At 74.0% G+C, this 24,020-nt stretch carries 22 protein-coding genes; 3 read left to right on the top strand and 19 right to left on the bottom strand.

The genetic code is table 11. From position 1 onward, the window contains the following. Positions 1–53: 53 nt before the first annotated feature. Positions 54–1,337 carry an adenylosuccinate synthase gene (locus ACIRPP_RS22035; protein WP_403645427.1) on the bottom strand — a complete coding sequence of 428 codons (1,284 nt, stop codon included), beginning with the start codon at positions 1,335–1,337 and terminating at the stop codon, positions 54–56. A gap of 186 nt (positions 1,338–1,523) precedes the next feature. On the opposite strand from ACIRPP_RS22035, the gene ACIRPP_RS22030 reads away from it, so the two are divergent. Further along, positions 1,524–2,402 carry a diacylglycerol kinase gene (locus ACIRPP_RS22030; protein ID WP_403645423.1) on the top strand — a complete coding sequence of 293 codons (879 nt, stop codon included), beginning with the start codon at positions 1,524–1,526 and terminating at the stop codon, positions 2,400–2,402. 25 nt (positions 2,403–2,427) lie between these two features. Here the strand turns inward: ACIRPP_RS22030 and ACIRPP_RS22025 are convergent, their stop codons facing one another. Further along, positions 2,428–2,925, bottom strand: coding sequence for a GbsR/MarR family transcriptional regulator (locus ACIRPP_RS22025; protein WP_403645420.1), 498 nt, complete (start codon positions 2,923–2,925; stop codon positions 2,428–2,430). A gap of 104 nt (positions 2,926–3,029) precedes the next feature. Here ACIRPP_RS22025 and ACIRPP_RS22020 point away from each other — a divergent pair, with 104 nt between their 5' ends. Both ACIRPP_RS22020 and ACIRPP_RS22015 read left to right on the top strand, forming a co-directional pair. Continuing rightward, on the top strand, positions 3,030–4,001 hold the full coding sequence (locus tag ACIRPP_RS22020) for an ABC transporter ATP-binding protein (protein WP_403645417.1): 972 nt from the start codon (positions 3,030–3,032) through the stop codon (positions 3,999–4,001). Continuing rightward, complete coding sequence (locus tag ACIRPP_RS22015; RefSeq protein WP_403645414.1) at positions 3,998–5,656, top strand: ABC transporter permease; 1,659 nt, start codon at positions 3,998–4,000, stop codon at positions 5,654–5,656. The genes ACIRPP_RS22020 and ACIRPP_RS22015 overlap by 4 nt, the downstream gene beginning before the upstream one ends. Before the next feature lie 15 nt (positions 5,657–5,671). On the opposite strand, the gene ACIRPP_RS22010 is transcribed toward ACIRPP_RS22015, so the two are convergent. From ACIRPP_RS22010 to ACIRPP_RS21930, 17 genes are all read right to left on the bottom strand, one after another. Next, the gene (locus tag ACIRPP_RS22010) at positions 5,672–6,265 is read right to left on the bottom strand and encodes a Uma2 family endonuclease (RefSeq protein WP_403645412.1); all 594 of its coding nucleotides are present in this window, start codon (positions 6,263–6,265) and stop codon (positions 5,672–5,674) included. 82 nt (positions 6,266–6,347) lie between these two features. Further along, on the bottom strand, positions 6,348–7,568 hold the full coding sequence (locus ACIRPP_RS22005) for a cytochrome P450 (RefSeq protein WP_403645409.1): 1,221 nt from the start codon (positions 7,566–7,568) through the stop codon (positions 6,348–6,350). A gap of 107 nt (positions 7,569–7,675) precedes the next feature. Further along, positions 7,676–8,341 (bottom strand): response regulator, encoded by a 666-nt coding sequence (locus ACIRPP_RS22000; protein ID WP_403645406.1) that lies wholly within the window; start codon positions 8,339–8,341, stop codon positions 7,676–7,678. After that, complete coding sequence (locus ACIRPP_RS21995; RefSeq protein WP_403645403.1) at positions 8,338–9,714, bottom strand: sensor histidine kinase; 1,377 nt, start codon at positions 9,712–9,714, stop codon at positions 8,338–8,340. The genes ACIRPP_RS22000 and ACIRPP_RS21995 overlap by 4 nt, the downstream gene beginning before the upstream one ends. Positions 9,715–9,924: 210 nt before the next feature. Continuing rightward, complete coding sequence (locus tag ACIRPP_RS21990; RefSeq protein WP_403645400.1) at positions 9,925–10,587, bottom strand: response regulator; 663 nt, start codon at positions 10,585–10,587, stop codon at positions 9,925–9,927. After that, a complete protein-coding gene (locus ACIRPP_RS21985) occupies positions 10,584–11,867 on the bottom strand; it encodes a sensor histidine kinase (RefSeq protein ID WP_403645899.1) in 1,284 nt (427 codons plus the stop codon). Before ACIRPP_RS21985 ends, ACIRPP_RS21990 begins: the two co-directional genes overlap by 4 nt. A gap of 425 nt (positions 11,868–12,292) precedes the next feature. Further along, on the bottom strand, positions 12,293–13,171 hold the full coding sequence (locus ACIRPP_RS21980) for an alpha/beta hydrolase (RefSeq protein WP_403645397.1): 879 nt from the start codon (positions 13,169–13,171) through the stop codon (positions 12,293–12,295). Between the two features lie 510 nt (positions 13,172–13,681). After that, the gene (gene kynU, locus ACIRPP_RS21975) at positions 13,682–14,914 is read right to left on the bottom strand and encodes a kynureninase (protein WP_403645394.1); all 1,233 of its coding nucleotides are present in this window, start codon (positions 14,912–14,914) and stop codon (positions 13,682–13,684) included. Then, on the bottom strand, positions 14,907–15,737 hold the full coding sequence (locus ACIRPP_RS21970; protein WP_403645391.1) for a tryptophan 2,3-dioxygenase family protein: 831 nt from the start codon (positions 15,735–15,737) through the stop codon (positions 14,907–14,909). The genes kynU and ACIRPP_RS21970 overlap by 8 nt, the downstream gene beginning before the upstream one ends. Positions 15,738–15,886: 149 nt before the next feature. Continuing rightward, a complete protein-coding gene (locus ACIRPP_RS21965; RefSeq protein WP_164332981.1) occupies positions 15,887–16,300 on the bottom strand; it encodes a DUF3151 domain-containing protein in 414 nt (137 codons plus the stop codon). An 88-nt stretch (positions 16,301–16,388) separates the two neighbouring features. Continuing rightward, the gene (locus ACIRPP_RS21960) at positions 16,389–17,876 is read right to left on the bottom strand and encodes an MFS transporter (protein ID WP_403645387.1); all 1,488 of its coding nucleotides are present in this window, start codon (positions 17,874–17,876) and stop codon (positions 16,389–16,391) included. Positions 17,877–17,947: 71 nt separating this feature from the next. Then, on the bottom strand, positions 17,948–18,979 hold the full coding sequence (fbaA, locus tag ACIRPP_RS21955; RefSeq protein WP_403645384.1) for a class II fructose-bisphosphate aldolase: 1,032 nt from the start codon (positions 18,977–18,979) through the stop codon (positions 17,948–17,950). A gap of 232 nt (positions 18,980–19,211) precedes the next feature. After that, the gene (gene pyrE, locus ACIRPP_RS21950; RefSeq protein WP_403645381.1) at positions 19,212–19,760 is read right to left on the bottom strand and encodes an orotate phosphoribosyltransferase; all 549 of its coding nucleotides are present in this window, start codon (positions 19,758–19,760) and stop codon (positions 19,212–19,214) included. 10 nt (positions 19,761–19,770) lie between these two features. Further along, positions 19,771–20,559: an aldose 1-epimerase gene (locus tag ACIRPP_RS21945; protein WP_403645379.1), complete on the bottom strand. Its 789-nt coding sequence runs from the start codon at positions 20,557–20,559 to the stop codon at positions 19,771–19,773. Between the two features lie 41 nt (positions 20,560–20,600). Continuing rightward, the gene (locus ACIRPP_RS21940; protein ID WP_403645376.1) at positions 20,601–21,467 is read right to left on the bottom strand and encodes an SRPBCC family protein; all 867 of its coding nucleotides are present in this window, start codon (positions 21,465–21,467) and stop codon (positions 20,601–20,603) included. Positions 21,468–21,555: 88 nt separating this feature from the next. After that, the gene (locus ACIRPP_RS21935; protein ID WP_403645373.1) at positions 21,556–23,223 is read right to left on the bottom strand and encodes a polyamine aminopropyltransferase; all 1,668 of its coding nucleotides are present in this window, start codon (positions 23,221–23,223) and stop codon (positions 21,556–21,558) included. A gap of 168 nt (positions 23,224–23,391) precedes the next feature. Then, positions 23,392–23,910 carry a DUF2617 family protein gene (locus ACIRPP_RS21930; protein ID WP_164337406.1) on the bottom strand — a complete coding sequence of 173 codons (519 nt, stop codon included), beginning with the start codon at positions 23,908–23,910 and terminating at the stop codon, positions 23,392–23,394. Positions 23,911–24,020 lie beyond the last annotated feature (110 nt).

The following is a 24,020-nucleotide window of genomic DNA, read 5'->3' as shown; positions in this document are numbered from 1 at the left end:
TGTCACCCGCACCGGCCATCTCATCAGATCTCCAAGTCCTCCGGAAGGAGAACTCAGAGGAAGGAGTTGATCTGAATCGTCTCGTCGCGGCCCGGTCCCACGCCGATCGCGGAGATCGGGGCGCCGGACATCTCCTCCAGCGCCTTCACGTAGCCCTGCGCGTTCTTCGGCAGGTCGGAGAAGGACTTCGCGCCGGTGATGTCCTCGGACCAGCCCGGCAGCATCTCGTAGACCGGCTTGGCGTGGTGGAAGTCGGTCTGCGAGTACGGCAGTTCCTCGACGCGCCGGCCGTCGATCTCGTACGCCACGCACACCGGGATCTGCTCCCAGCCGGTGAGGACGTCCAGCTTGGTCAGGAAGAAGTCGGTGAGGCCGTTGACGCGTGTGGCGTAGCGGGCGATCACCGCGTCGAACCAGCCGCAGCGCCGGTCGCGGCCGGTGGTGACACCGCGCTCGCCGCCGATGCGCCGCAGGGCCTCGCCGTCCTCGTCGAACAGCTCCGTCGGGAACGGTCCGGCGCCGACCCGGGTCGTGTACGCCTTGAGGATGCCGATGACCCGGCTGATCTTCGTCGGGCCCACGCCCGCGCCCGTGCAGGCGCCGCCCGCGGTCGGGTTCGAGGAGGTGACGAAGGGGTACGTGCCGTGGTCGATGTCGAGCAGCGTGCCCTGGCCGCCCTCGAAGAGGACCACCTTGTCCTGCTCCAGCGCCTCGTTCAGCACCAGGACCGTGTCGGCGACGTAGGGGGCCAGCTTGTCCGCGTAGCCCAGCAGCTCCTCGACCACCTGGCCGACGGCGATGGCACGCCGGTTGTAGAGCTTGGTGAGCATCTGGTTCTTGACGTCGAGGGCCGCCTCGACCTTCTGCGTCAGGATCGACTCGTCGTAGAGGTCCTGGACGCGGATGCCGACCCGGTTGATCTTGTCGGCGTAGGTGGGGCCGATGCCGCGGCCGGTGGTCCCGATCTTGCGCTTGCCGAGGAAGCGCTCGGTGACCTTGTCGACCGTCACGTTGTACGGCGTGATGATGTGGGCGTTGCCGCTGATCAGCAGCTTCGAGGTGTCGACGCCGCGGTCGTTCAGCCCGCTCAGCTCGGAGAGCAGGACGGCGGGGTCGACGACGACGCCGTTGCCGATCACCGGCGTGCAGCCGGGGGAGAGGATTCCGGAAGGCAGCAGGTGCAGGGCGTACTTCTGGTCGCCCACCACCACCGTGTGGCCGGCGTTGTTGCCGCCCTGGTAGCGCACCACGTAGTCGACGGAACCACCGAGCAGGTCCGTCGCCTTTCCCTTGCCTTCGTCACCCCACTGAGCACCGAGCAGCACAAGTGCGGGCACGCGCGTACACCCCTTCCGGGCGGGGCATGTCCAGGGTCAGGGGCGTACGCGGAGGATCTCCGCCGCGTGCACCGCGACCATCGTTGGCCGCCGACCGTCGGACCGGGTGCCCCGGAATAGACGAAGCCCCTGGCGCAATAGCGCAAAGGGGCTCTTGCACAAAGATGCTACCCGAGGAAGCGAGGCATGGCCGAGGTGGCGACTTCCGCGACGTCCGATCAGCTCCTGGTGGTCATCGATCCGGTCGCGCGGCGAACGGACGGCGAATCCGTCCGTATCGCGAAAGACGTGCTCAGCGGGGGTGCGGCCGGCACCAAGGTGTGCCTGCCGGACGGCCCGGAGGAGTTCGACCGGGCGCTGGCCCGGCGCGGCGCCCGGCGCCCGGTGGTGGTCGGCGACGACCGGGCGCTCATACGGGCGGTGGGCCTGCTGCACCGCCGGCGGGAGCTGGCCGGATGCGTGCTGTCCCTGGTGCCGGTGGGCGGCGCGCTGTCCCTGGCCCGCTCGCTGGGCGTGCCCACGGGGGCGGTGGGCGCGGCGCGGGCCGTCCTGGAGGGCGCGGAACGGCGCATGGACCTGCTGGTCGACGACAGCGACGGCGTGGTCCTCGGCAGCCTGCGCATCCCGCCGGTCGGCGCGACGGTGCGGGAGGCGGCCGACACCGCCCGCCCCTGGCTGCGGACCTGCCACTCCCTGGTGCGGACCCTGGTGCCCGCCCGCCCCTCCCGCACCGTCTCCGCACCGGAGGCGCGGCACGCGCGGCTGCGCGTGGAGGTGGACGGGCACACCCTCGTGGACCTGCACCAGCCGGTGGAGGCCGTGTCGGTCGTCCCCGCCGCCGCGGGCACGGCCCGCGTGGAGGTACGGCCCCTGTCGGTGGGCGCGGAGGCGTCCCCCCTGCTCGCCGAGGGCCGCACGGTGACCGTCTCGGGCGCCCACTTCCGCTACCGCGCGGACTCGCTCGTCTCGGGCCCGGTCCGGACCCGGACGTGGGAGGTGCGGGAGGGGGCGTGGGGTCTGACGGTGCCGACGGCGCAGGGGACGGGCCTCTTCAGGGGGCCGTGAATCGCGTGGCGGGTCACCGGACCGCTCACGCCCGCCCGAAGCGCTTCTCCCTCTGCACCCGCCAGCGCTCCATCATCCCCTCGAACTCCTTCTCGACGAACTCGAGGAAGGCGAGGGTCTCCGCCAGGCGGCGGCCCGCCGGGGTGTCGGCGCCGACGCTGACGACGCCCTCCCGGAGGGCGTCCTCCCAGCGCCTGATGACCGCCTCACGGTTGGTCAGGGCCTCGTACCACTGGTCGCCGTGGACCCGGTACCGCTCCCGGCGGGAGCCCGGAGCCCGCTCGCGGGAGACCATGTGCTGCTGCGCCAGGTAGCGCACCGCACCGGACACCGCGGCCGGGGAGATCCTGAGCAGTTCCCCCAGTTCGGCGGAGGTCAGCACCCCGGTGTCGGACGCGAGCAGGGCCGCGAAGACACGGGCGGGCATCCGCGGCAGCCCTGCTTCCACGAGTTGCGCCGCGAAGTGCTCCACGAACCGCGAGACCGCTTCCGGGTCCCGGGCCGGTCCGTTCGGTTCCGCCATGACCCGACCATCTCCCCTGCTCAGACACCGCGGGTCAGTCTAATCAACGATTCATACGTTTCCTTAACTTCACAAATTTCTGAATCTCGCGTACGTTCCGAAGCATGACGAAGGCCATCACCGTGTCCGGACTGCGCAAGTCGTTCGGCCGCACCCGCGCACTGGACGGTCTCGACCTGGAGGTCGCGACCGGCGAGGTCCACGGCTTCCTCGGGCCCAACGGCTCCGGCAAGTCGACCACGATCCGCGTCCTGCTCGGCCTGCTGCGCGCCGACTCCGGAACCGCCCGGCTGCTCGGCCGGGACCCGTGGACGGACGCCGTGGAACTCCACCGGCGCCTCGCCTACGTCCCCGGCGACGTGGAACTCTGGCCGAACCTCACCGGCGGCGAGGCCATCGACCTGCTGGCGCGGCTGCGCGGCGGCCTGGACGGGAAGCGGCGCGCCGAGCTCCTCGACCGCTTCGACCTGGACCCCACCAAGAAGGGCCGCGCCTACTCCAAGGGCAACCGGCAGAAGGTCGCCATCGTCGCCGCGCTCGCCTCCGACGCCGAACTGCTGCTCCTGGACGAGCCGACCGCGGGACTGGACCCGCTCATGGAGGTCGTCTTCCAGGACGTCATCGGCGAGGCCAAGGCGGCCGGCCGCACCGTCCTGCTGTCCAGCCACATCCTGGCCCAGGTGGAGAAGCTCGCCGACCGGGTGAGCATCATCCGGCTCGGCCGCACCGTGCAGTCCGGCAGCCTGGACGAGTTGCGTCATCTGACCCGCACCACCGTCGAGGCGGAGACCGAGCGGCCGGCCACCGGCCTGGACGGCCTGCCCGGTGTGCACGACCTGCGCACCCTCGACGAGGCGACGGGGCGGATCCGCTTCACCGTGGACGGCGGCCAGGTCGGCACCGCGATCCGCCTGCTCACCGAGTCCGGCATCCGCGTCCTCGTCAGCCACCCGCCGACCCTGGAGGAGCTGATGCTCCGCCACTACGGCGACGAACTCGCCGCCAACGGCCACGGCGACGACCGCTCCGACGCCCCGTCCGCCGGGCACGCCGCCACCGACGGAGAGCCGCGATGACCACCGCGACCGCCACCGGAGCACCGGTGCCCGCCGGGCGGGCCGCGCGCGGCACCACGCTGACCGGCACCGGGACGCTGATCCGGTTCGCCCTGCGCCGGGACCGCGTCCGGCTCCCGGTATGGGTCCTGGCCCTCCTCCTGTCCACCCTCGCGACGGCCGACAGCTTCCGGACGCTGTACCGCGACCCGCAGGACCGGGCGAACGCCGTCGAGAGCGTCGACAGCCCGGCCGGCCTGGCCATGTCCGGCCCCCGCCACTACCTCGTCGACGACGGTTTCGGCTCCATCCTCAGCCACCAGATGCTGGGCTTCACCGCCGTCCTCGTCGGCCTCATGAGCGTGCTGGTCATCACCCGGCACACCCGCGCGGAGGAGGAGACCGGCCGCGCCGAGCTGGTGCGCTCGGGCGTCGTCGGCCGCCACGCCCAGCTCGCCGCCGCACTCTCCGTCGCCCTGCTGGCCAACGTCGTCCTCGCCTTGCTGCTGACCCTCGGCCTGACCGGCCTCGGCATGGACGGCGTCGACGCCACCGGCTCCCTGGTCTACGGCTCCGCCCACGCCGCGGCCGGCCTCGTCTTCGCCGGCGTCGCCGCGGTCACCGCCCAGTTCACCGCGCACACGCGCGCGGCGTCCGGCACGGCCCTGACCGCCATCGGGGTGGCCTACGTGCTCCGCGCCGCCGGGGACAGCGGCGAGAACGACACCCTGTCCTGGCTGTCCCCGATCGGCTGGGTGCAGCGCAGCTACCCGTACGTCGACAACCGCTGGTGGCCGCTGCTGCTCTGCCTGGCGCTCGCCGCGGCGTGCGCGACGGCGGGCTTCGCGCTCTCCACCCGGCGGGACGTGGGGGCGGGCCTGCGTCCCGAGAAGCTGGGCAGCCCCACGGCCTCGGCCGCGCTCACCACCCCCGTCGGCCTCGCCCTGCGGCTGCACCGCGGCATGCTGACCGGCTTCGGCGCGGGGCTGTTCCTGATGGGTGCCATGTACGGGGCGATCCTCGGGGACGCCGAGGACATGCTGGCCGGCATCGACGAGATCGAGGAGGCCCTGGAGCGCCTCGGCGGGGCGAGCATCGCCGAGTCCTTCGCCTCGATGGTCATGGTCGTCCTGACGGTCGTGGCGGCGGTGTACGTCGTCATGGCGGCGCTGCGGCCCCGGTCCGAGGAGACCGCGGGCCGTGCGGAGCCCCTCCTCGCCACCGGGCTCTCGCGCACCCGCTGGGCCGGCGGCCACCTGACCGTGGCCGTGGGCGGCGGTACGGCCGTCCTGCTGCTGGCCGGGCTCGGCTTCGGCATCGCCGGCGCGGCCTCGACCGGTGACGCGGGACTGGTGCCCGACCTGGTGGGCGCGGCCCTCGTGTACGCACCCGCCCTGTGGGTCACGGCCGGCGTGGCCGTGGTCCTCTTCGGCTGGTTCCCCCGGGCCGTGCAGGCCGCCTGGATCGTGCCGGTGTACGCCTTCGTGGTCGGCTACCTCGGCCAGATCCTCCGGTTCCCGGGCTGGATGAACAACCTGTCCCCGTTCGGCCACGTCCCCCGGCTCCCCGCGGCCGACCTGCACTGGACCCCGCTGGTCCTGCTGACCCTCGTCGCCGCCGGCCTGATGTGGCTGGGACTGACGGGCTTCCGACGCCGGGACCTGGAAACGAAGTAGGTCACGAGAGGGCCGTCAGTCCATGTACGGCTTGAGCTCCTCGGTGTCGAACTCGATGGCGACGGGCTCGGGAAGCGCCACCCTCTGGCCCACCTGGCGCTTCTGGACGTTCCGGTAGCCCACCAGGGGGTCCGGGTCACTGTGGACGAGGACCGAGCGACGGTCACGGTCGATCAGCAGGTGGACGGGAATCCCGGATTCGGCGTAGGCCTGGGGCTTCTCCACACGGTCGCGATCGTGGGTGTCCGCGTCGAAGGAGGTGACCTCCACCGTCATCAGCACGCCGCGGGTGTCCGCCCAGTCCCCCTGCCCCGCGAAGTGGGCGACCGGAGCGAGCACGGCGTCCGGCAGGGCCCGTCCCTTGCGGTAGGACTCCGCCTTCAGCCCCTGCACCGGGCTGAGGTCGAGATCCGGCCTGGCCTGCATGCACTGACGGACCAGACACATGATGATCGCGCCGTGATTGCCGTCGGCCGGTTTCCTGAGCCCGATCCGTCCGTTGATGAACTCGAACCTGACCGTCTCGTCCTCACGTTCGGCGAACTCGGCGATCCGCTCGAACATGTCCACCGACAACCGGGATGACCCACGTTCTGCCATAGCCGTCATGGTGCCTCCCTCCGCAGGCAGACACCTTGACGAGCCCCTGACGTCCATCGCCCGGAACCGCCGGGATCACCCGGACGGGGGATCACCGCACCTCGACGGCCAGCCCCTCCAGCCCCCTGATCACGAAGTTCGGCTTCCGCAGCGGCTCCGCCGCGAGGCGGAGACCGGGGGCCTTCTCCAGCAGGGCCGTCATCGACGCGGCGAGCTCGATGCGGGCCAGCGGGGCGCCGATGCAGTAGTGGATGCCGGCGCTGAAGGAGATGTGGGGGTTGTCGGCGCGGGTCAGGTCCAGGCGGTCCGGGTCGGTGAAGACGGCCGGGTCGTGGTTGGCGGAGCCGAACAGCATGGCGATCTCGGCGCCCCGGGGGATGACCTGCCCGTCGATCTCGATCTCGTCCAGCACCCAGCGTTCGAACAGCTGGAGCGGGGTGTCGTAGCGCATCAGCTCCTCGACGGCCCGCGGCACCAGGGAGTGGTCCGCGCGCAGGGCGGCGAGCTGGCCGGGGTTGCGGAACAGCGCCCACCAGCCGTTGACCGTGGAGTTCACGGTGGCCTCGTGGCCCGCGTTCAGCAGCAGGACGCAGGTGGAGATCATCTCCTGCTCGGTGAGGCGGTCGTCCTCGTCGTGGGCCGCGATCAGCCCCGAGACCAGGTCGTCGCCGGGGTTCTTGCGGCGCTCGGCGATCAGCTCCCGCAGGTACTCCGAGAACTCCAGCGACGCCCGCACGGCCTTCTCGGCCGCCTCCCCGGACGGGTTCAGCTCGTACATCCCGCAGATGTCCGCCGACCAGGGACGCAGCGGCGCCCGGTCGGACTCGGGGATACCCAGCATCTCGGCGATCACCGCGACCGGCAGCGGCTCGGCCACGTCCCGCAGCAGGTCCCCGCCGCCCGCGTCGACGAGCGCGGTCACCAGCTCGCCGGCGAGCCCCTCCACGTACGGCTTCAGCCGCTCCACGGTGCGCGGGGTGAACGCCTTCGACACCAGCCGCCGGATGCGGGTGTGGTCCGGCGGCTCCAGGTCGAGCATGCCGTGGTCGTTGAGCGTGTGGAACGGCTCCTGCTCGGGCGGGGGCGGGGTCCGCCCGAACTCCTCGTGGGTGAAGCGGTGCAGGTAGGTCCGGCCCAGGCGGCGGTCGCGCAGCAGCGCCGACACGTCCGCGTGGTGCGGGACGAGCCACTGGTTCGTCGGCTCGAACCAGTGCACCCGGCCCCGCTCGCGCAGCTCGGCGTAGGCGGGGTACGGGTCGGCGACGAAGGCCGGGTCCCACGGGTCGAACGCGAGGTCGGGCTGAGCCATCATGCCCGGACCTTAGAACGCCCACCTGCCGTGTGCCAGTGCCCGGCCCTTGCGGACTCCGGTCGCCGCGGTGTCCGACGGGGCCCCGGATGCGCGGGGCGCACATCCGGTCAGCCCGGGGTGACCAGCCGGGCCTCGTAGGCGAAGACGGCCGCCTGCGTGCGGTCCCGCAGGCCCAGCTTCACCAGGATGCGGCTGACGTGGGTCTTGATCGTCGACTCGGCCACCACCAGCCGTCCGGCGATCTCCGCGTTGGACAGGCCCTGCGCGATCAGCACCAGCACCTCCGTCTCCCGGTCGGTGAGGTCGCCGTACGCGGCGTGCGCGGCCGGCATCAGGCGGGGGCCCTCGGACAGCTTGGAGAACTCGGTGATCAGCCGCCGGGTCACCGTCGGGGCGAGCAGGGCCTCGCCGGAGGCGACCACCCGGACCCCGTCGGCGAGCTGGCGGGCCGAGGCGTCCTTGAGGAGGAAGCCGGAGGCGCCCGCCCGCAGGGCCTGGTACACGTACTCGTCGAGGTCGAAGGTGGTCAGCACCAGCACCTTCGCGGTGCCGTCGGCGGCGACGATCTCCCGGGTCGCCTCGATGCCGTTGAGTTCCGGCATGCGGATGTCCATCAGGACGACGTCGGGACGCAGCTCCCGCACCCGCTCGACCGCCTGCCGCCCGTTGACGGCCTCGCCGACGACCTCGATGTCGGGCATCGCGTTCAGCAGGACCGAGAAGCCCTCGCGCACCATCATCTGGTCGTCCGCGATCAGCACGCGGATGGTCATGCCGTTTCCCCGCTCGTCTCGTGGGCCACGGTGACCGGCAGGAACACCGCGACCTCGTAGCCACCGTCGTCGGTCGGTCCGGCCGTCATCTCGCCGTTCAGCATGGAGACCCGTTCGCGCATGCCGGTGATGCCGTGTCCGGCACCGGGCGAGGGCTTGATCAGGCTGGGGGAAGGCGCGGGGCCGTTGACGACGCGGACGCCGAGCCCGCCGAGGACGTAGCCGATCTCCACGCGGGCGCTCGCCCCGGGCGCGTGCCGCAGGCTGTTGCTCAGCGCCTCCTGCACGATGCGGTACGCCGACAGCTCCACGCCCTGCGGCAGCTCCCGCACCGCGCCGGTCACCACCTTCTCCACCTCCAGGCCGGCGTCGCGGACATTGGCGAGCAGGGCGTCCAGGTCGGCGAGGGTGGGCTGCGGGGCGTCGGGGGCCTCGTAGTCCTCGGCGCGCACCACACCGAGGACGCGGCGCAGCTCGGTGAGGGCGGCCACCGCGTTCTCCCGGATGGTGGCGAAGGCGCGCTCCAGCTCCGGCGGCGGGTTCTCCACCCGGTACGGCGCGGCCTCGGCCTGGATGGCGACCACCGACATGTGGTGGGCGACCACGTCGTGCAGCTCGCGGGCGATGGTGGTGCGCTCCTCCAGCAGCGTGCGCCGGGACCGCTCCTGCGCGGTGACCGTCTGCTGCGCGGTCACCTCCTGCCTGGCGGTGTGCCGCACGTGCCACAGGGACACCGCGAGCAGGGCGAAGGCGGACGTCACCATCATGGGTCCGCTGTTCGTGTAGTAGTACGGCCCGCCGAAGACCACGTCCGACAGGAGCGCGTACAGGGCGGTCAGCGCCCACATCCAGGCGGCCGTCCGCGGCCGGGTGCGCAGCGCCACGACGACCAGCACGGTCAGGTGGCAGAGGAAGGCGCCCGGCATCCACGGCCAGTCGCCCGCGCCGCTGCCGCTGAGGACGGCGACCACCGGGGTCACGCCCAGCGACAGCCAGAACGCGCCCACCGGCCGGACCAGCGTGGCGAGCACCGGGAGCGCGCACAGCATGCCGGTCAGCAGGGCGAGGGCGTCGCCGCCGGGGATGCCGCCCGACACCGCCCCGACGAAGAGGGCGAACAGCGCGATGCCTCCCACCACGGCGTGCGGCAGGTGCCGCGCGGCCGACCGCAGCCGCCCGGGCAGCCGGCGCACGAACGGGCCGTCGGTGCGCCGGGGCGGCAGCGGGCGGTAGGCGAAGGGGTCGTGGAACAGGTCCTGGCGCAGGCCCTGCAGGACGTTCTGGGCCAGCCGGTACTCCGGGCTGCGGGAATCCGCCCCGTCCCCGGCGCGGCGCGGGCCGCCCGGGGGCTGCGTGTGGGTCGTCTCGGTCACGCTCACACGGTAGGCCGACCGGGTGACCGCGGTCGTCCCCGTGGAGACGGGTTCCCGGCCGTCCGTCTCAGGTACTACACGGCTGCCGTACGCGGCCGGCACGGGCCCGCCCCCGAGGCCGGGCACCCCGTCGCATGGCTCCCGGGCGGCACCCCGGGCGGTACGGCGCCCCCGGTGTACGCAGGGTCCGGGCCACCCGGCCGTCGCCGCTCAGTACCCGGCGGGCCGGACCAGTCCCGACTCGTAGGCGAAGACCGCCGCCTGGGTGCGGTCCCGCAGGCCCAGCTTCACCAGGATCCGGCCGACGTGCGTCTTCACGGTCTGCTCGGCCACCACGAGACGGACGGCGATCTCCGCGTTGGACAGGCCCTGCGCGATCAGCACCAGCACCTCCGTCTCGCGGTCGGTCAGCTCGGCGACCCGCTGTGCGGGCGGGGTGCGAGGCCGGGGGTCCAGCCGGGAGAACTCCGCGATCAGCCGCCGGGTGATGCCCGGCGCGAGCAGGGCGTCCCCGGCCGCGACGACCCGGACCGCCTCGGCGAGCTGCTCGGCGGAGGCGTCCTTCAGCAGGAAGCCGGACGCCCCGGCGCGCAGCGCCTCGTACACGTACTCGTCGAGGTCGAAGGTGGTCAGGACGAGGACCCTGATCTGCGGGGTCGCCGCGGTGATGCGGGCGGTGGCCTCGATGCCGCCGAGTTCGGGCATACGGATGTCCATGAGGACGACGTCGGGGGCGAGGTCGGCGGTCCGCCGGACCGCGTCCAGCCCGTCGACCGCCTGCCCGACCACCTCGATGTCGGGCTGCGTGTTGAGCAGCACGGTGAAGCCCTGCCGGACCATCTGCTGGTCGTCGGCGACGAGTACACGGATCATGCGGTGCCGTTCCGGAGAGGGAGGGGCGAGGTGTGCGGCGCGGGCGCGGGGAGGTAGGCGTCGACCCGGTAGCCGCCTCCCGACCAGGGGCCGGCCGTCAGCCCGCCGCCCAGCATGACGGCCCGCTCCCGCATGCCGAGCAGTCCGTGGCCGGCCCCGGCCGACGGCGGCGCCTCCCGGGACGGGCCGGTGTTGACGACCTCCACGCGCAACCCGCCCGGGTCGTAGGCCAGGACGACGCGCGCGGTCGCCCCGGGCGCGTGCCGCAGGACGTTGCTCAGCGCCTCCTGCACGATCCGGTACGCCGACAGCTCCACGCCGGGCGGCAGCGGGCGCCGCCCGCCGCTCACCTCGGTGGTGACGGCGAGCCCGGCGGCGCGGGTGTTCTCCACCAGCGCCTCCAGCCGGTCCAGGGTGGGCTGCGGGGCGTGCCGGGAGGTCTCCGGGCCGCCCGGGCCGTCGTCGGGGACGGGATGCTCGGAGCGCAGCACGTCCAGGACGCGGCGCAGTTCGGTGAGGGCGTCGACCGCGTTCTGCCGGATGCCGGCGAGGTTCTCCTTCAGCTCGCCGGGCGGGTCCTCGACGAGGTGCGGGGCGACCTGCGCCTGGATGGAGATCACCGACATGTGGTGGGCCACCACGTCGTGCAGTTCCCGCGCGATGCGGCTGCGCTCCTCCAGGAGGGTGCGGCGGGCGCGTTCCTCGGCGGTCAGCGTGGTCTGTTCGACGAGTTCGGCGCGGGCCTCGCGGCGGCCCCGCAGGGCGATCCCGAGCACGACGGCGACGGCGGACAGCATTACGGCGGCCTCACCGGTCGGCGAGTGGTACCAGGCGCCCCACACGCCCTGGAGGACGTAGGTGAGCAGTGCGGTCAGGGCCAGCGCCGCGGCGGAGGCCCGGGTGGGCACCCGCAGGGCGAGCAGCAGCAGCACGAGCAGGTGGGCGGCGAGGCCCCACGGGTTCCAGGGCCAGGGGAAGCCGAGGATCTGGTACCCCATCAGCAGGGGGCGCAGCAGGACGGCTCCGGTGAGCGTCGCGGTGAGCGACAGCCACAGCGCCGGCACCGGGCGGTGCAGCGCGAGGGCGACCGCCCCGCACTGTCCGGCCGCGATCAGCAGGGACGTGGCCGTGCCCAGCTTCCCGTCCCCCTGGAGCTGGTTGACGTCGCCGAGGAAGAGGGCGACCGCCGCCAGGCACACCACTCCGTGCGGCACCCAGCGCAGCCACACCGACGGGGGCATCGGGTCGGGCCGCAGCGTCAGCAGGTCGTGCCGCAGCATCAGCAGCAACCGCAGTCCGCGTCGTCCCCCCCGTGTCCGTCACGCGCTTCAGCCTAGACATGGCGTACTCCTTTCGAGGTCGGCCGGCGGGCCGTCCGGTGCCGGAGGAGTACGGCCGTCGCGGAGAGGTCGATGAGCGCGGCGGGCAGGCCCCTCCCCCGCGCGCGGCACGCCCCGCCCCGCCCCGGCGCCGTCGCAGTCGCCGTCGCCGTCGCCGTCGCCGTCGCCTGGGCCACGCTCCCCCGCCGCATCGCCTCTCCGCCTCCGTGCGGCGCCCGGCCATCGGGCCCGCTGGGCAAGGAAGTTACGCAGCCGCGGGGTGATCCGCGTCCCGCCGCGGGACTCACCTGCGGGGTAGCTCCCAGGTATGAGGGGTACGACGGGCGACCGCCCCGACGGCGGGGCAGTGGTCCGGAACCGAGCCGTCACCAGGCCAGTTGGGCGATCTCCTCCGCCACCACCGCGCACGCGTCGGCCGCCGGGTCGATCAGGGGGAAGTGGCCGACGTCCTCCAGCAGGGTCAGGCCCACCACCTCGCCCGCCTTGGCCGCGGCGTCGGCGTAGGACTCGGCGACCGCCTGCGGCACGTCGAGGTCGGTGCGGCCCTGGACGATGGTGGTCGCGATGCCGGTGGGCAGCAGGACCGCCGGGTCGGCGTACGGCAGGCGCTCCGCGAACCGCTCGTCGCCGCCGAGGAGTTGGCGCACGGCGCCCCCGCACACGGCCAGCTTGTCGGCGACCTCGAGATCCGCGACGGGGGCGAGGGCGACGACGCCGCGCAGCGGGGCGGGGCGGTCGGTGCGCCAGGGCGCGTCGGCGGGCAGCAGGTGCCGGGCGGCGGCCCACAGGGCGAGGTGGCCGCCCGCCGAGTGGCCGGTGACGACCGTGCGGCCGGGATCGGCCTGCGGCAGGTGCCGCCGGGCCAGGGCGGGGAGGGCGTCCAGGGCGGCGGCGACGTCGTCGAAGGTGTCCGGCCACCGGCCCGCAAGGTGCTCACCGGCCGCGTCCCGGCCCGCGCCGCGCCGGTACTCCACGCCGGCCACGGCGAAGCCCCGCCGGGCCAGGAAGGCCGCGAACGGGCTGATGTGCCGCCGGTCGTAGGGGTCCCGCCAGGCCCCGCCGTGCAGGACGGCGACCAGAGGGGCCGGACCGCCCGGGCCGGCCGCTGCGCGCGGCGCGTAGAAGTCGACGACCTGGTCGGGGCCGTCGCCGTAGGCCGCGCTCGTGTCCGGGTCGACGGGCGCGTGGGACAGGGCCGCCTCCTCCTCGGCGGCGGCCCGGGCGGCTGCGGCGGCGTCCGTCATGCTCGACCTCTCAGCGGTGCGATGTGAATGCGGACCGGTGAAGGATCCGGCCGTTTGGCCGGGACGGTATCAGCACCACGACCCGCGTGGACATGGGGATATCACGCTCGGTGAACCTCCGGGTCCGACGGTGCCGGCCCACCCCGCACCGGGGGGCGGGGTGGGCCGGAACACGGCTGCCGGTACGGCGCGCGGGGGGCAGTCCCCGTGCGCCGCCGGCACCCCGGCGAGCACCGGCGTGAGCCGGAACGCGGCACGCAGCCACCACGCGCGGAGTCAGCCCCCATCCGCCGCCGGCACCCCGGCGAGCAGCGGGGTGAGCCGGAACGCGGCACGCAGCCACGACGCGCAGGGTCAGTCCCCGTCCGCCGCCAGCACCCCGGCGAGCAGCGGGGTGAGCCGGAACGCGGCACGCAGCCACGACGCGCAGGGTCAGCCCCCGTCGGCCGTCAGCACCTCGGCGAGCAGCGGGGTGAGCCGGAACGCGGCACGCAGCCACGACGCGCAGGGTCAGTCCCCGTCGGCCGTCAGCACCTCGGCGAGCACCCGCGCCGCCCGCTCCACGTCCGCGAAGCCGAGGTACAGCGGGGTGAAGCCGAAGCGCAGCACGTCCGGGTGCCGGAAGTCGCCGACCACCCCGCGGCCGATCAGCCGCCGCATCACGTCACCGGCGTCCGGGCAGCGCAGGGCGATCTGGCTGCCCCGCTCCCCGTGCGCGAGCGGGGTCAGGCACTCGACCCGGCCGTCCGGGACGTACGCGGCCACGCACTCCAGGAAGAAGTCCGTCAGCGCGAGGGACTTCGCCCGCACCTGTTCGACCGACACTCCGTCCCAGACGTCCAGCGCCGCCTCCAGGGCGAGCATCGACAGGATGTCGGGGGTGCCGACCCGCCCGCGCAGCGCACCCGGCGCCGGCTCGTACTCCGGTCGCATCCCGAAGGGCTCCGCGTGGGAGTTCCAGCCGGGCAGCGGGGAGTCGAAGCGGTCCTGGAGCTCCTCGCGGACGTAGAGGTACGCGGGTGAACCCGGGCCGCCGTTCAGGTACTTGTAGGTGCAGCCGACCGCGAGGTCCACGCCGTGCCCGTCCAGGCCCACCGGCAGCGCACCCGCGCTGTGGCACAGGTCCCACACCACGCGGGCGCCCGCCGCGTGCACGGCGGCGGTGAGCGCGGGCAGGTCGTGCAGCCGGCCGGAGCGGTAGTCGACGTGGTTGAGCAGCACGGCGGCCGTCCGCTCCCCGAGCACGCCCGGCACCCGGTCCGGGGTCACCGGCCGCAGCGTGCAGCCGGTCATGCGGGCCGCGGACTCGGCGATGTAGCCGTCCGTGGGGAAGGTGGTCGCGTCGACCACGATCTCGTCCCGGCCGGGGTCCGCGAGCCGGGTGAGGCGCACCGCGCCGACCACGGCCTTGAACACGTTGACGCTGGTCGAGTCGCCGACGACGATCTGTCCGGCCGCCGCGCCCACCAGCGGGGCGATCCGGTCGCCGATCCGCTCGGGCGCGGTCCACCAGCCGCTCTCCGTCCAGGACCGGATGCGCAGCTCGCCCCACTGCCGGGCCACCACGTCCGCCACCCGGGCGGGCACGGCGGCGGGCAGCGCGCCGAGCGAGTTCCCGTCCAGGTAGACGCCCGCGGTGCCGGACGCCCCGTCGGACGCGGTGTCCAGTACGAACTCGGCGCGCTTGCCGGCCAGTTCGTCGGCCCCGTCCAGTTCCTTGGCCCGTATGCGCAGCTCAGACATAGGACCGCGCCGTCCACAGCTCGGGGAACACGCTCTTCTGCGCCCGCTTCTCCAGCCAGGCCACCCCGGCGGAGCCTCCCGTCCCGGTCTTGGCGCCCATCGCGCGGCGGGTGGCGACGAGGTGATCGTTGCGCCAGCGCCACACCAGCTCGGCGACGTCCGTCAGCGCCTCGCCCAGGCGCGCGGTCGCGTCCCGCTCGTCACCCGCGTACACGGCCGTCCAGACGGCCTCCACCTGCGGGGACGGCTCGTAGCGCTGCGCGACGTCGCGGCGCAGCACCTCGTCCGGGACGGGGTGCCCCTGGCGGGCGAGGTACCGCAGCACCTCGTCGTACAGGCTCGGCTCGTGCAGCGCCTTCTCCAGCTCGGCGTGCACGCGGGGCGCGCCCCGGTGCGGGACCAGCATGGACGCCGACTTGTCGCCGAGCAGGAACTCCATCCGCCGGTACATCGCCGACTGGAAGCCGGACCCCTCGCCGAGGGCACCCCGGTAGGAGTTGAACTGCGCCGGGGTCAGCCCGCTCAGCGGCTTCCAGGAGGCGTTCAGCGCCTCCAGCTCGCGCACCGAGCGCTTCAGCGCGTCGGTCGCGGTCGGTACGTCGTCCTCCCGCAGCGCCTTCGCGGCCGTCTCCCACTCGTGGACGATGACGGTGAACCACAGCTCCATGACCTGGGTGGTGACCAGGAAGACCATCTCTCCGGGATCGTCGGAGAGGGTGTGCTGGAGGTGGGTGAGGACATCGGCCTTGACGTAGTCCTCGTACGGGGTCGTGCCCTGGAAGTCGAGATGCGGGGTCTCGGGCTCGTGAGCCTCGTGGGACATCGCTGTCTCCTGAAATGTGCTCCGGGTAGCGGTCCGCCCCTGCCGTTACCGGCACGGGGGCCCCGGTCCCCATCGCATCCTGCGCACGAGCCCCACTGATCCGCAAGGCCCGCCCGCTCACGGGCGGGCCTCGACGCGGTCACGACCGCTCAGCCGAGGACCTCGGCCGCCGTCGGGGAGGAGTCCTTCAGGAACTGCGAGCAGCGCTCGTACTCCTCCTTCTCGCCGATGGCCTGGGCGGCCCGGGCGAGGGCGTGCAGGGCGCGCAGGAAGCCGCGGTTGGGCTCGTGCTCCCACGGCACCGGGCCGTGGCCCTTCCAGCCGTTGCGGCGCAGGGCGTCCAGCCCGCGGTGGTAGCCCGTACGGGCGTAGGCGTACGACTCGACGACGCCGCCCCGCTCGAACGCCTCGTCGGCCAGCCGGGCCCAGGCCAGCGACGAGGTGGGGTACTGCGCGGCGACGTCGGTGGGGGTGGCGCCCGACGCGAGCAGCTCGCGCGGCCCGGGGTCGTCGGGGAGGTGCGTGGGGGGCGGGCCCCCGAGGAGGTTCTCGTGAATCGACATGCCCCCAGTCTCGTACATCGGGCAGGACGTCGCGCCGGTGCGTCGGGCCGCGACGGGAGGCGTGGCACCGGCCCGCGCGCCCCGCCTCTCAGCGGGGCCCGCGACCGTCCTCCCGCAGCGGTCCGGCACCGGTGCGGGGCTCCAGCGGGGGGACGGTGACACTGCCGTGGACCCGGCACTCGGGGCGGCGGCAGTCCGGGGCGGGACGCCGCACGGTCGCGAAGGCGAGGACCGCGCCGGCCACCAGCAGGCCCGCGCACCACAGCATCGCCCGGCCGAACGCGGCGTCGAAGGCGTCCGGCCGCCGGTACGCCTCCGGGCCCATCCCGGCGAGCAGCGGCAGCGCCGCCACTGCCAGCAGCCCGGCCGCGCGGGCGGCGGCGTTGTTGATGCCGCTGGCCAGCCCGGCCCGGCCGACGTCCACCGAGGCGAGCACGGTCGCCGTCAGCGGCGCCACCAGGGCGACCATGCCGAACCCGAGGACCAGCAGCGCGGGCAGCACGTCGGCCGGGTAGGAGGCGCCCGGCCCGACGCGCAGCATCAGCAGCATGCCCGCCGCGCACAGCAGCGGCCCCACGGTGAGCGGCAGGCGCGGGCCGATGCGGTCGGCGAGCTCACCGGAGCGGGCGGAGAGCAGCAGCATCAGCGCGGTCGTCGGCAGCAGGGCCGCGCCGGCGGCGAGCGCCGAGTAGCCGACGACGACCTGCAACTGGAGCGCGGCGAGGAAGAAGAAACCGCCGAAAGCCGCGTACACGCACAGGGTGAGCAGGTTGACCGCGGTGAACTGCCGGGAGGTGAAAATGGCCGGCGGCATCATGGGATCCGGGTGGCGCCGCTCGACCCACACGAAGGCCACCGCGGCCGCCAGCCCCGCGGCCCCCGCGACGGCCACCGCGGGGGACGCCTCCTCGGCGCCGATCAGCGCGTACGTCACCAGGGCGAGCGCCAGCGCGCCGAGACCGGCGCCGGCCACGTCGAACCGGCCGTGCCGGCCGCCGCCGGAGGACTCGGGCACATGGCGCACGGCGACCGGGGCGCACACCAGGGCGACCGGCACGTTGATCAGGAACACCCAGCGCCAGCCCGGCCCGTCCACCAGCCAGCCGCCGAGGAACGGGCCGACCGCCGCCCCGATCCCCCCGAAGCCGGACCACAGGCCCACCGCGCGGCCCCGGTCCTCGGGGTGGAACGACGCCTGGATGAGGGCGAGCGAGCCGGGCGTGAGCAGGGCGCCGCCGACGCCCTGCAGCGCGCGGGCGGCGATCAGGGTCCCGGCGTCCGGGGCCAGCCCGCACAGCAGGGAGGCGGTGGCGAACCACACCACGCCGACGACGAACACCTTCCGCCGGCCGAACCGGTCCCCGAGCGCCCCGCCCAGCAGGATCAGCCCCGCCAGCGTGACCATGTACGCGTTGACGGTCCACTGCAGGGCGGCGAGGTCGGCGTCGAGGTCGCGGCCGATGCGCGGCAGGGCGACGTTGACCACCGTGGAGTCGAGCATGGCCATGCCGGAGCCGAGGACGGTGGTGAGCAGGATCCACCGGCCCTGCGGGGAGGCCAGCCGGACGTCGGACATCTTCGGAGCATACGGAAGAACCCGGCACCGCGGAGGGTGCCGGGTTCTTCCGCGGGTGGTCCGCTATCCGGTCACTTGATGCGGGTGCCCGTGGAGCGCAGGTGGCGGCAGGCCTCGACGACGCGCGCGGACATCGACGCCTCGGCCAGCTTGCCCCAGGTCCGCGGGTCGTAGGTCTTCTTGGAACCGACCTCGCCGTCGACCTTCAGGACACCGTCGTAGTTCTTGAACATGTGGTCGGCGACGGGCCGGGTGAAGGCGTACTGGGTGTCCGTGTCGATGTTCATCTTGACCACGCCGTTCTCCAGCGCGGTCAGGATCTCCTGCTCGCTGGAGCCGGAACCGCCGTGGAAGACGAAGTCGAACGGGCCGGGGGAGGCCTGCTTGCCGAACTTGGCGGCGACGCCCTCGTTCAGCTCCTTCAGCAGCTCCGGGCGCAGGCGCACGTTGCCCGGCTTGTACACGCCGTGCACGTTGCCGAAGGACGCAGCCAGCAGGTAGCGGCCCTTCTCGCCGAGGCCGAGGGCCTCCGCGGTGCGGATCGCGTCGTCCACGGTGGTGTAGAGGGAGTCGTTGATCTCGTGCGAGACGCCGTCCTCCTCGCCACCGGTCGGGGTGATCTCGACCTCGAGGATGATCTTCGCGGCGCGGGCGCGCTCCAGCAGCTCCTGCGCGATGGTGAGGTTGTCGGCCAGGGTCTCCGCGGAGCCGTCCCACATGTGGGACTGGAACAGCGGGTTGCGGCCGGCCTTGACGCGCTCCTCGGACACCGCGAGCAGCGGACGGACGTAGCCGTCCAGCTTGTCCTTCGGGCAGTGGTCCGTGTGCAGGGCGATGTTGACGTCGTACTTCTCGGCGACGATGTGCGCGAACTCGGCCAGGGCGACCGCGCCGGTCACCATGTCCTTGCTGTGCTGGCCGCCCAGGAACTCGGCGCCGCCGGTGGAGATCTGGACGATGCCGTCGCTCTCCGACTCGGCGAAGCCGCGCAGTGCCGCGTGCAGGGTCTGGGACGAGGTGACGTTGATGGCCGGGTAGGCGAACTTGCCTGCCTTCGCCCGGTCCAGCATCTCGTTGTAGACCTCGGGAGTTGCGATGGGCATCTGTCCGCTCCTCTTAGCGTTGCGGGTTGGCGTACTGCGTACTGTCGGCCCTGACCTGGAACCTTGGATGCGACGTCATTGTCGGCCCCATCTTCCCAGACTTGTCCGCCGGGTCCACGGCGCAGGTCAAGTCGTGATGTGGGCGGATCCCGGGGGAATGCCCCGGGGATGTCCCGCAGGCCCCGCCGCCCGGCCGCCCGGCCGACGGACCGCCCGGCCTGTGGCGGGCCGGTCAGTCCAGCCCGAGCTCGTCCTTGGCGTACGCGAACAGGTAGGGCACGCCCGCGCCGTCCCGGATCTTCTCGGCGGCGCCGGTCGCCCGGTCGACGATGGTGGCGACGGCCACCACCTCGGCACCCGCCTCCCGCACCGCCTCGACCGCGGTGAGGGGGGAGCCGCCGGTGGTGGAGGTGTCCTCGACGACCAGGACCCGGCGGCCCGCGATGTCCGGGCCCTCGACGCGGCGCTGCAGGCCGTGCGCCTTGGCGGCCTTGCGGACGACGAAGGCGTCCAGCGTCCTCCCGCGCGCCGCTGCGGCGTGCAGCATCGCGGCGGCCACCGGGTCGGCGCCCATGGTCAGGCCGCCCACCGCGTCGAAGTCCAGCCCCTCGGTCAGGTCGAGCAGCACCTGACCGACCAGCGGCGCGGCCTCGCCGTCGAGGGTGACGCGGCGCAGGTCGACGTAGTAGTCGGCCTCCAGACCGGAGGAGAGCGTCACCTTGCCGTGCACCACGGCCTTGTCCTTGATCTGCTGCAGCAGCGCGCCGCGCGTGTCCGTCATGGCAGCCAGCTTAAAGGCGGGCCCACGTCCAGGTCGTCGAGGCCTCCAGCGGCTCCAGCGGGGTGACCAGACGCGGGGCGGTGTTCAGCCCGTCGGGCGGCCCGGTCTGCGGCTCCACGCACACGGCCTCGCGCTGCTCGTCGTAGATCACCACCCACTCCTCGCGGCTGGTCACCGTCAGACGCAGCTGTCCGGGCCAGGTCAGGGTGACGTCGACGCCGCCGGGCATGCCGAAGCAGTCGTCCCAGGGGCCCGGCCGCGGGTCGACGCGGCGGCCGGTGGGCAGGTGGTCGTCGCCGCGTTCCTCCTGCCAGGCGGGCGCGAAGTCCAGGACCGCGTCGGCACCGCCGAGGTTGCGGAGGAACCAGGGGTGCCAGCCGATCTGCGCCGGGAAGGACGACTCGTAGGTCTCCACGGACATGGTCAGCGTCAGGGAGTCCGGGGCGAGCTCGATCTGCTGGGTGACGCGGCCGGGGTAGGGCCACGGATCGGCCAGGTCGTGGGTGAGGACGGCTTCGCCGTCGCCCGCGCGGGCCGTGCGCCAGGCGGCGTCCCGGGCGGTGCCGTGGATGGCGTTCGGCGGCGCGTTCAGCGGCAGCTGGTGCACGGTGGCGCCGTCCCGGAACCGGCCGTCGCGGATCCGGCCGCACCAGGGCACCATCGGGAAGCACCCGAACCGCTCGCCCTGCCGCAGCAGCTCCGTGCCGCCGACCCGCAGCCCCTGGACCCGGCCGCCGTTGCCCGGCCGCACGGTCACCTCCGCGTCGCCCGCGGTCAGCGTGATCTCGTCGTTCCTCACGGGACCGACCCTACTGCGCTGATCAAGACCGCCCGGGCCGGTCAGCGGCGGCGGCGCAGGATCCGGACGGCGACGACCGCGGACGCGACCGCGAGGGCCGCCGCCGGGGCCGCCCAGCGCAGCGGGGTGGGCGGCGACACGGTCTGCGGTGCGGGCACGGGGGCGTACCGGCCGCGCGGCGGGGCGTGGTCGACCTCCTCGGCGCTGCGGCCGATCATCGTGCGGCGCGCGTGGGCGGCCTCCGCCACGGCGTCCCGGGCCTCCGCGTCCTCCCCCTCGGCCACCGGGTCGAGGGCGGACGGGGAGACCTCGGCGTCGAGACCCGCGGCGGGGTCGGGGGGCGGGGCGTCGTCCGCGTCCGGGGCGGCCTCGAAGTCGCCGGTGGCGCCCGGTGCGAAGTCCTCGGCCGCCGCCGCCTCGACCGTCGGGGCGGACGCGTCGGGCGCCGGGGGCGCATCTGGCGACGGGTCCGGTGTCGCGTCCTCGCGGGCGGCCGTGGCCAGGTTGTCCGCGAACCGGGTCAGCAGCCGGGTCACCGCCGCGGTCACCGCGTCCTGCGGGAGGCCGGTGATCCGGCCGTCGGCGCTCGCCGTGCCGTCAGCGGTGAGCGCGGCGCCGCCCTCCGCCTCGCGCAGCCTCAGCCGCACGGTCAGTTTCACCGAGCCGGTGCCGCGGGTCTCCGCCGCGTCGCCCTCCACCTCGTAGGACCCGTCGTCCCGCCCGGTGACGCGCACCGCGCCGCGGTAGGTGATGGAGTGACTGCCGATACGGACCTTCAGCCGGCCGGCGACCGGTTCCGCACCGGCGTCGTGCTGGAGCCCGGGCACCGCCCGGGCGACCCGCGCGGGGTCGTCCAGCACTGCTCTGAGCCGATCGACCGGAACCGGAACGAACACCTCGTGCTCCATGAGTGCCGAGCCTACCCAGGGGACGCCGGGCTGCACCCCCGTCCGCGCGAAGTCGCGGCGCGTCGGGGCACGGGCCGGCGTCGGCGGGTCAGCGGGCGTACCGCGGGTGGACCAGCGTGGAGGGCGGCAGGCCGGGCACGCGGGTGCGTGCGGCCTGCCGGGCCGCGGCGTGGAGGGAGGCGTCGGTGAGGGTGTGCGGGCGGGGACCGGACGGGTCCAGGCGCAGCGCGGACCCGGTACGGGAGGCCAGGACGAACCCCCAGTCGCCGCCCGTCCCGCCCCTGGGTGTGCGGTCGGGGCCGGCGGCACCGGCCCGGCGGCCGGTCACCCGGTACGGGCTGGTGCCGAACCCGGCCGCGCGCAGCGTCGACTCCACCGTCCACAGGATGCGGGGGCGGCCGGCGACCGGCCCGGCGTGCGCCACGAGGCGTCCGCCGGGCGCCAGCACCCGCCGGGCCAGACCGTAGAACTCCTGCGAGTACAGCTTGCTGCTCTCGGTGATCGCGGGGTGCTGCAGATCGGAGACCACCACGTCGTAGGCGGCCCGGGGGCCGCCGCGCAGCCAGGTGAAGGGATCGTCGGCCATGACGTGGACGCGGGGGTCGTCGAACGCGCGCCCGTTCAGCGCGGCGAGCGCCGGGTCTGTGCGGGCCAGCCGCACCACCTCCGGATCGCGGGTGACCACGTCGACCCGGTGCACGCCCCCGAACCGCAGCACCTCCCGCAGGGCCAGCCCGTCCCCGCAGCCGAGGACGAGCACGCGCGCGTGCGGGCCGTTCATCGCGGGGTGCACCAGCGCCTCGGCATAGCGGGGCGCGTCGCGGCCGCTGATGCGCAGCCGCCCGTCGAGGAACAGGTCGAGGGGCCGGCCGTCCCGCCCTCCGCTGAGCACCACCTCCTGCACCTCGGTGCGCAGCGCGACGCGGACGTCGGAGCCGTACATCGCGTGCCGGGCGGCGCGTTCGAAGTCGTCGACGAGGACGGCGGCCGAGGCGAGCAGGGCGAGCACACAGACGTTGGCCGCCACCAGCAGCCGGCGGTCCCGGCGGGTGAGGTCCTGCCGGAACAGCCCGAGCACCAGCGCCCCGCCGACCACCGCGTTGACGGCCCCCGTGATCAGCGCGCCGGTCAACTGGCCCAGGAACGGCAGCAGCAGGAAGGGGAACGCGAGGCCGCCGACCAGCGCGCCGACGTAGTCCGCGGCGAACAGGTCGGCCACCGCGCCGCCCGCGTCCTGCCGCCGGATCCGCTGGATCAGCTCCATCAGCAGCGGCACCTCGGCGCCGATGAGCAGACCCGTGGCCAGGGAGAACGCGACCAGGAGCCAGCGCGGGCCGTTCACCCAGGCGCCGCCCCAGTCACCGGTGAAGGCGTAGACCGCGTACAGGGCCATGGCGCTGCACCCGCCGATGAGGGCCAGCGCCGCCTCGACGGCCCCGAACCCGGCCGCCGCGTTCCCCCGCAGCCGCTTGGCGGCCAGGGAGCCGATGCCCATCGCGAACACCATGACGGACAGCACGACCGAGGCGTGGGTGACCGAGTCGCCCATCAAGTACGTGGCGAGCGCGAGCAGTTCGAGCTCGTACACGAGTCCGCAGGCCGCACAGACGAACACGCCCGCCAGGACCAGGAACCGGCCGGTGCCCTGCCGGACGGGCAACGGGGGCGGACCGCACCCCGGACCTCCGCCGGAGCCGCAGGGCCCGCCCCCGGGTGCTGCGGAGCGGGGCGGAGCGGGGGCCTGCGGTTCGATCACCCTGCGACGTTACGTCACACCTCCGGTGCGGATCGTCACCCACACGTGTGGTGCTGGTTTACTCCTGACCGATAGTGGGATGAGCAGGAACCCGCGCCGCGCCCGGGCCGCCCGCCCTCTCCGCCGCAGGCGCCGCACGCCCCCGGTCCGCCGCCGGCGCCGCACGCCTCAGACGGCCGCCTTGACCCGCGTACCCACCCGGGTCCGGGTCGCCACCAGCTGCCCGTCCTGCGGGTAGGCGTGCCAGGTCCGCCAGTGCACCTGGCCCTCGTGGCGCTGGGCGAGCAGGGCGGTGAAGGCGTGCGGGCTGCCCGGGAACACCCCGGCCAGGCCCTGCGGGTGGTCGGCCACCAGTGCCAGCAACTCCTGGGCGCGGCCCGCGAACGAGCCCGGGGAGAGCACCTCCACCCGGGCCGCGAACTCGTACTCCCAGTCGCCCACCCGCTTGGCGACGCCCAGGGGCAGGGGCGTACTGCTGCCCGGGATGCACGCCACCGTCTCCGAGCACAGTCCGCGCTCCTCCTCCACGAGCACCTGGTGGGACGCGCCGAGCAGGCGCATCTGGAGCTTCACGCCGGTCAGTTCGAGATCGAGCGTGGCCAGAGCGGGCAGCGGCTCGCGGCCCAGGGCCCAGGCGAGGTCGGCCGCGCACGTGTCGGTGTAGGCGGTGTTCAGGGTCGTGAGCATGGATCGGCTCCGCAAGCGCGCAACGAGGAAGAAATGGGGGGGAGTCCGGCGCACCCCGGTCGCACCGGGAATCGGCCCGTCAGACCGGTCGGCCGGTCGGGACGGGCTCC

Source organism: Streptomyces sp. NPDC101219 (genome assembly GCF_044767675.1).
GTDB lineage: Bacteria > Actinomycetota > Actinomycetes > Streptomycetales > Streptomycetaceae > Streptomyces.
Note: the sequence above shows the minus strand (reverse complement) of the source record. Positions and strands in the feature narration are given on the sequence as shown.

What these genes read in the sequence shown, in the direction of transcription:
- ACIRPP_RS22030 (WP_403645423.1), top strand. Translation starts at nt 1,524, where the DNA reads ATGGCCGAGGTGGCGACTTCCGCGACGTCCGATCAGCTCCTGGTGGTC.
- ACIRPP_RS22025 (WP_403645420.1), bottom strand. Translation starts at nt 2,925, where the DNA reads ATGGCGGAACCGAACGGACCGGCCCGGGACCCGGAAGCGGTCTCGCGG.
- ACIRPP_RS22020 (WP_403645417.1), top strand. Translation starts at nt 3,030, where the DNA reads ATGACGAAGGCCATCACCGTGTCCGGACTGCGCAAGTCGTTCGGCCGC.
- ACIRPP_RS22015 (WP_403645414.1), top strand. Translation starts at nt 3,998, where the DNA reads ATGACCACCGCGACCGCCACCGGAGCACCGGTGCCCGCCGGGCGGGCC.
- ACIRPP_RS22010 (WP_403645412.1), bottom strand. Translation starts at nt 6,265, where the DNA reads ATGACGGCTATGGCAGAACGTGGGTCATCCCGGTTGTCGGTGGACATG.
- ACIRPP_RS22005 (WP_403645409.1), bottom strand. Translation starts at nt 7,568, where the DNA reads ATGATGGCTCAGCCCGACCTCGCGTTCGACCCGTGGGACCCGGCCTTC.
- ACIRPP_RS22000 (WP_403645406.1), bottom strand. Translation starts at nt 8,341, where the DNA reads ATGACCATCCGCGTGCTGATCGCGGACGACCAGATGATGGTGCGCGAG.
- ACIRPP_RS21990 (WP_403645400.1), bottom strand. Translation starts at nt 10,587, where the DNA reads ATGATCCGTGTACTCGTCGCCGACGACCAGCAGATGGTCCGGCAGGGC.
- ACIRPP_RS21985 (WP_403645899.1), bottom strand. Translation starts at nt 11,867, where the DNA reads ATGCTGCGGCACGACCTGCTGACGCTGCGGCCCGACCCGATGCCCCCG.
- ACIRPP_RS21980 (WP_403645397.1), bottom strand. Translation starts at nt 13,171, where the DNA reads ATGACGGACGCCGCCGCAGCCGCCCGGGCCGCCGCCGAGGAGGAGGCG.
- kynU (WP_403645394.1), bottom strand. Translation starts at nt 14,914, where the DNA reads ATGTCTGAGCTGCGCATACGGGCCAAGGAACTGGACGGGGCCGACGAA.
- ACIRPP_RS21970 (WP_403645391.1), bottom strand. Translation starts at nt 15,737, where the DNA reads ATGTCCCACGAGGCTCACGAGCCCGAGACCCCGCATCTCGACTTCCAG.
- ACIRPP_RS21965 (WP_164332981.1), bottom strand. Translation starts at nt 16,300, where the DNA reads ATGTCGATTCACGAGAACCTCCTCGGGGGCCCGCCCCCCACGCACCTC.
- ACIRPP_RS21960 (WP_403645387.1), bottom strand. Translation starts at nt 17,876, where the DNA reads ATGTCCGACGTCCGGCTGGCCTCCCCGCAGGGCCGGTGGATCCTGCTC.
- fbaA (WP_403645384.1), bottom strand. Translation starts at nt 18,979, where the DNA reads ATGCCCATCGCAACTCCCGAGGTCTACAACGAGATGCTGGACCGGGCG.
- pyrE (WP_403645381.1), bottom strand. Translation starts at nt 19,760, where the DNA reads ATGACGGACACGCGCGGCGCGCTGCTGCAGCAGATCAAGGACAAGGCC.
- ACIRPP_RS21940 (WP_403645376.1), bottom strand. Translation starts at nt 21,467, where the DNA reads ATGGAGCACGAGGTGTTCGTTCCGGTTCCGGTCGATCGGCTCAGAGCA.
- ACIRPP_RS21930 (WP_164337406.1), bottom strand. Translation starts at nt 23,910, where the DNA reads ATGCTCACGACCCTGAACACCGCCTACACCGACACGTGCGCGGCCGAC.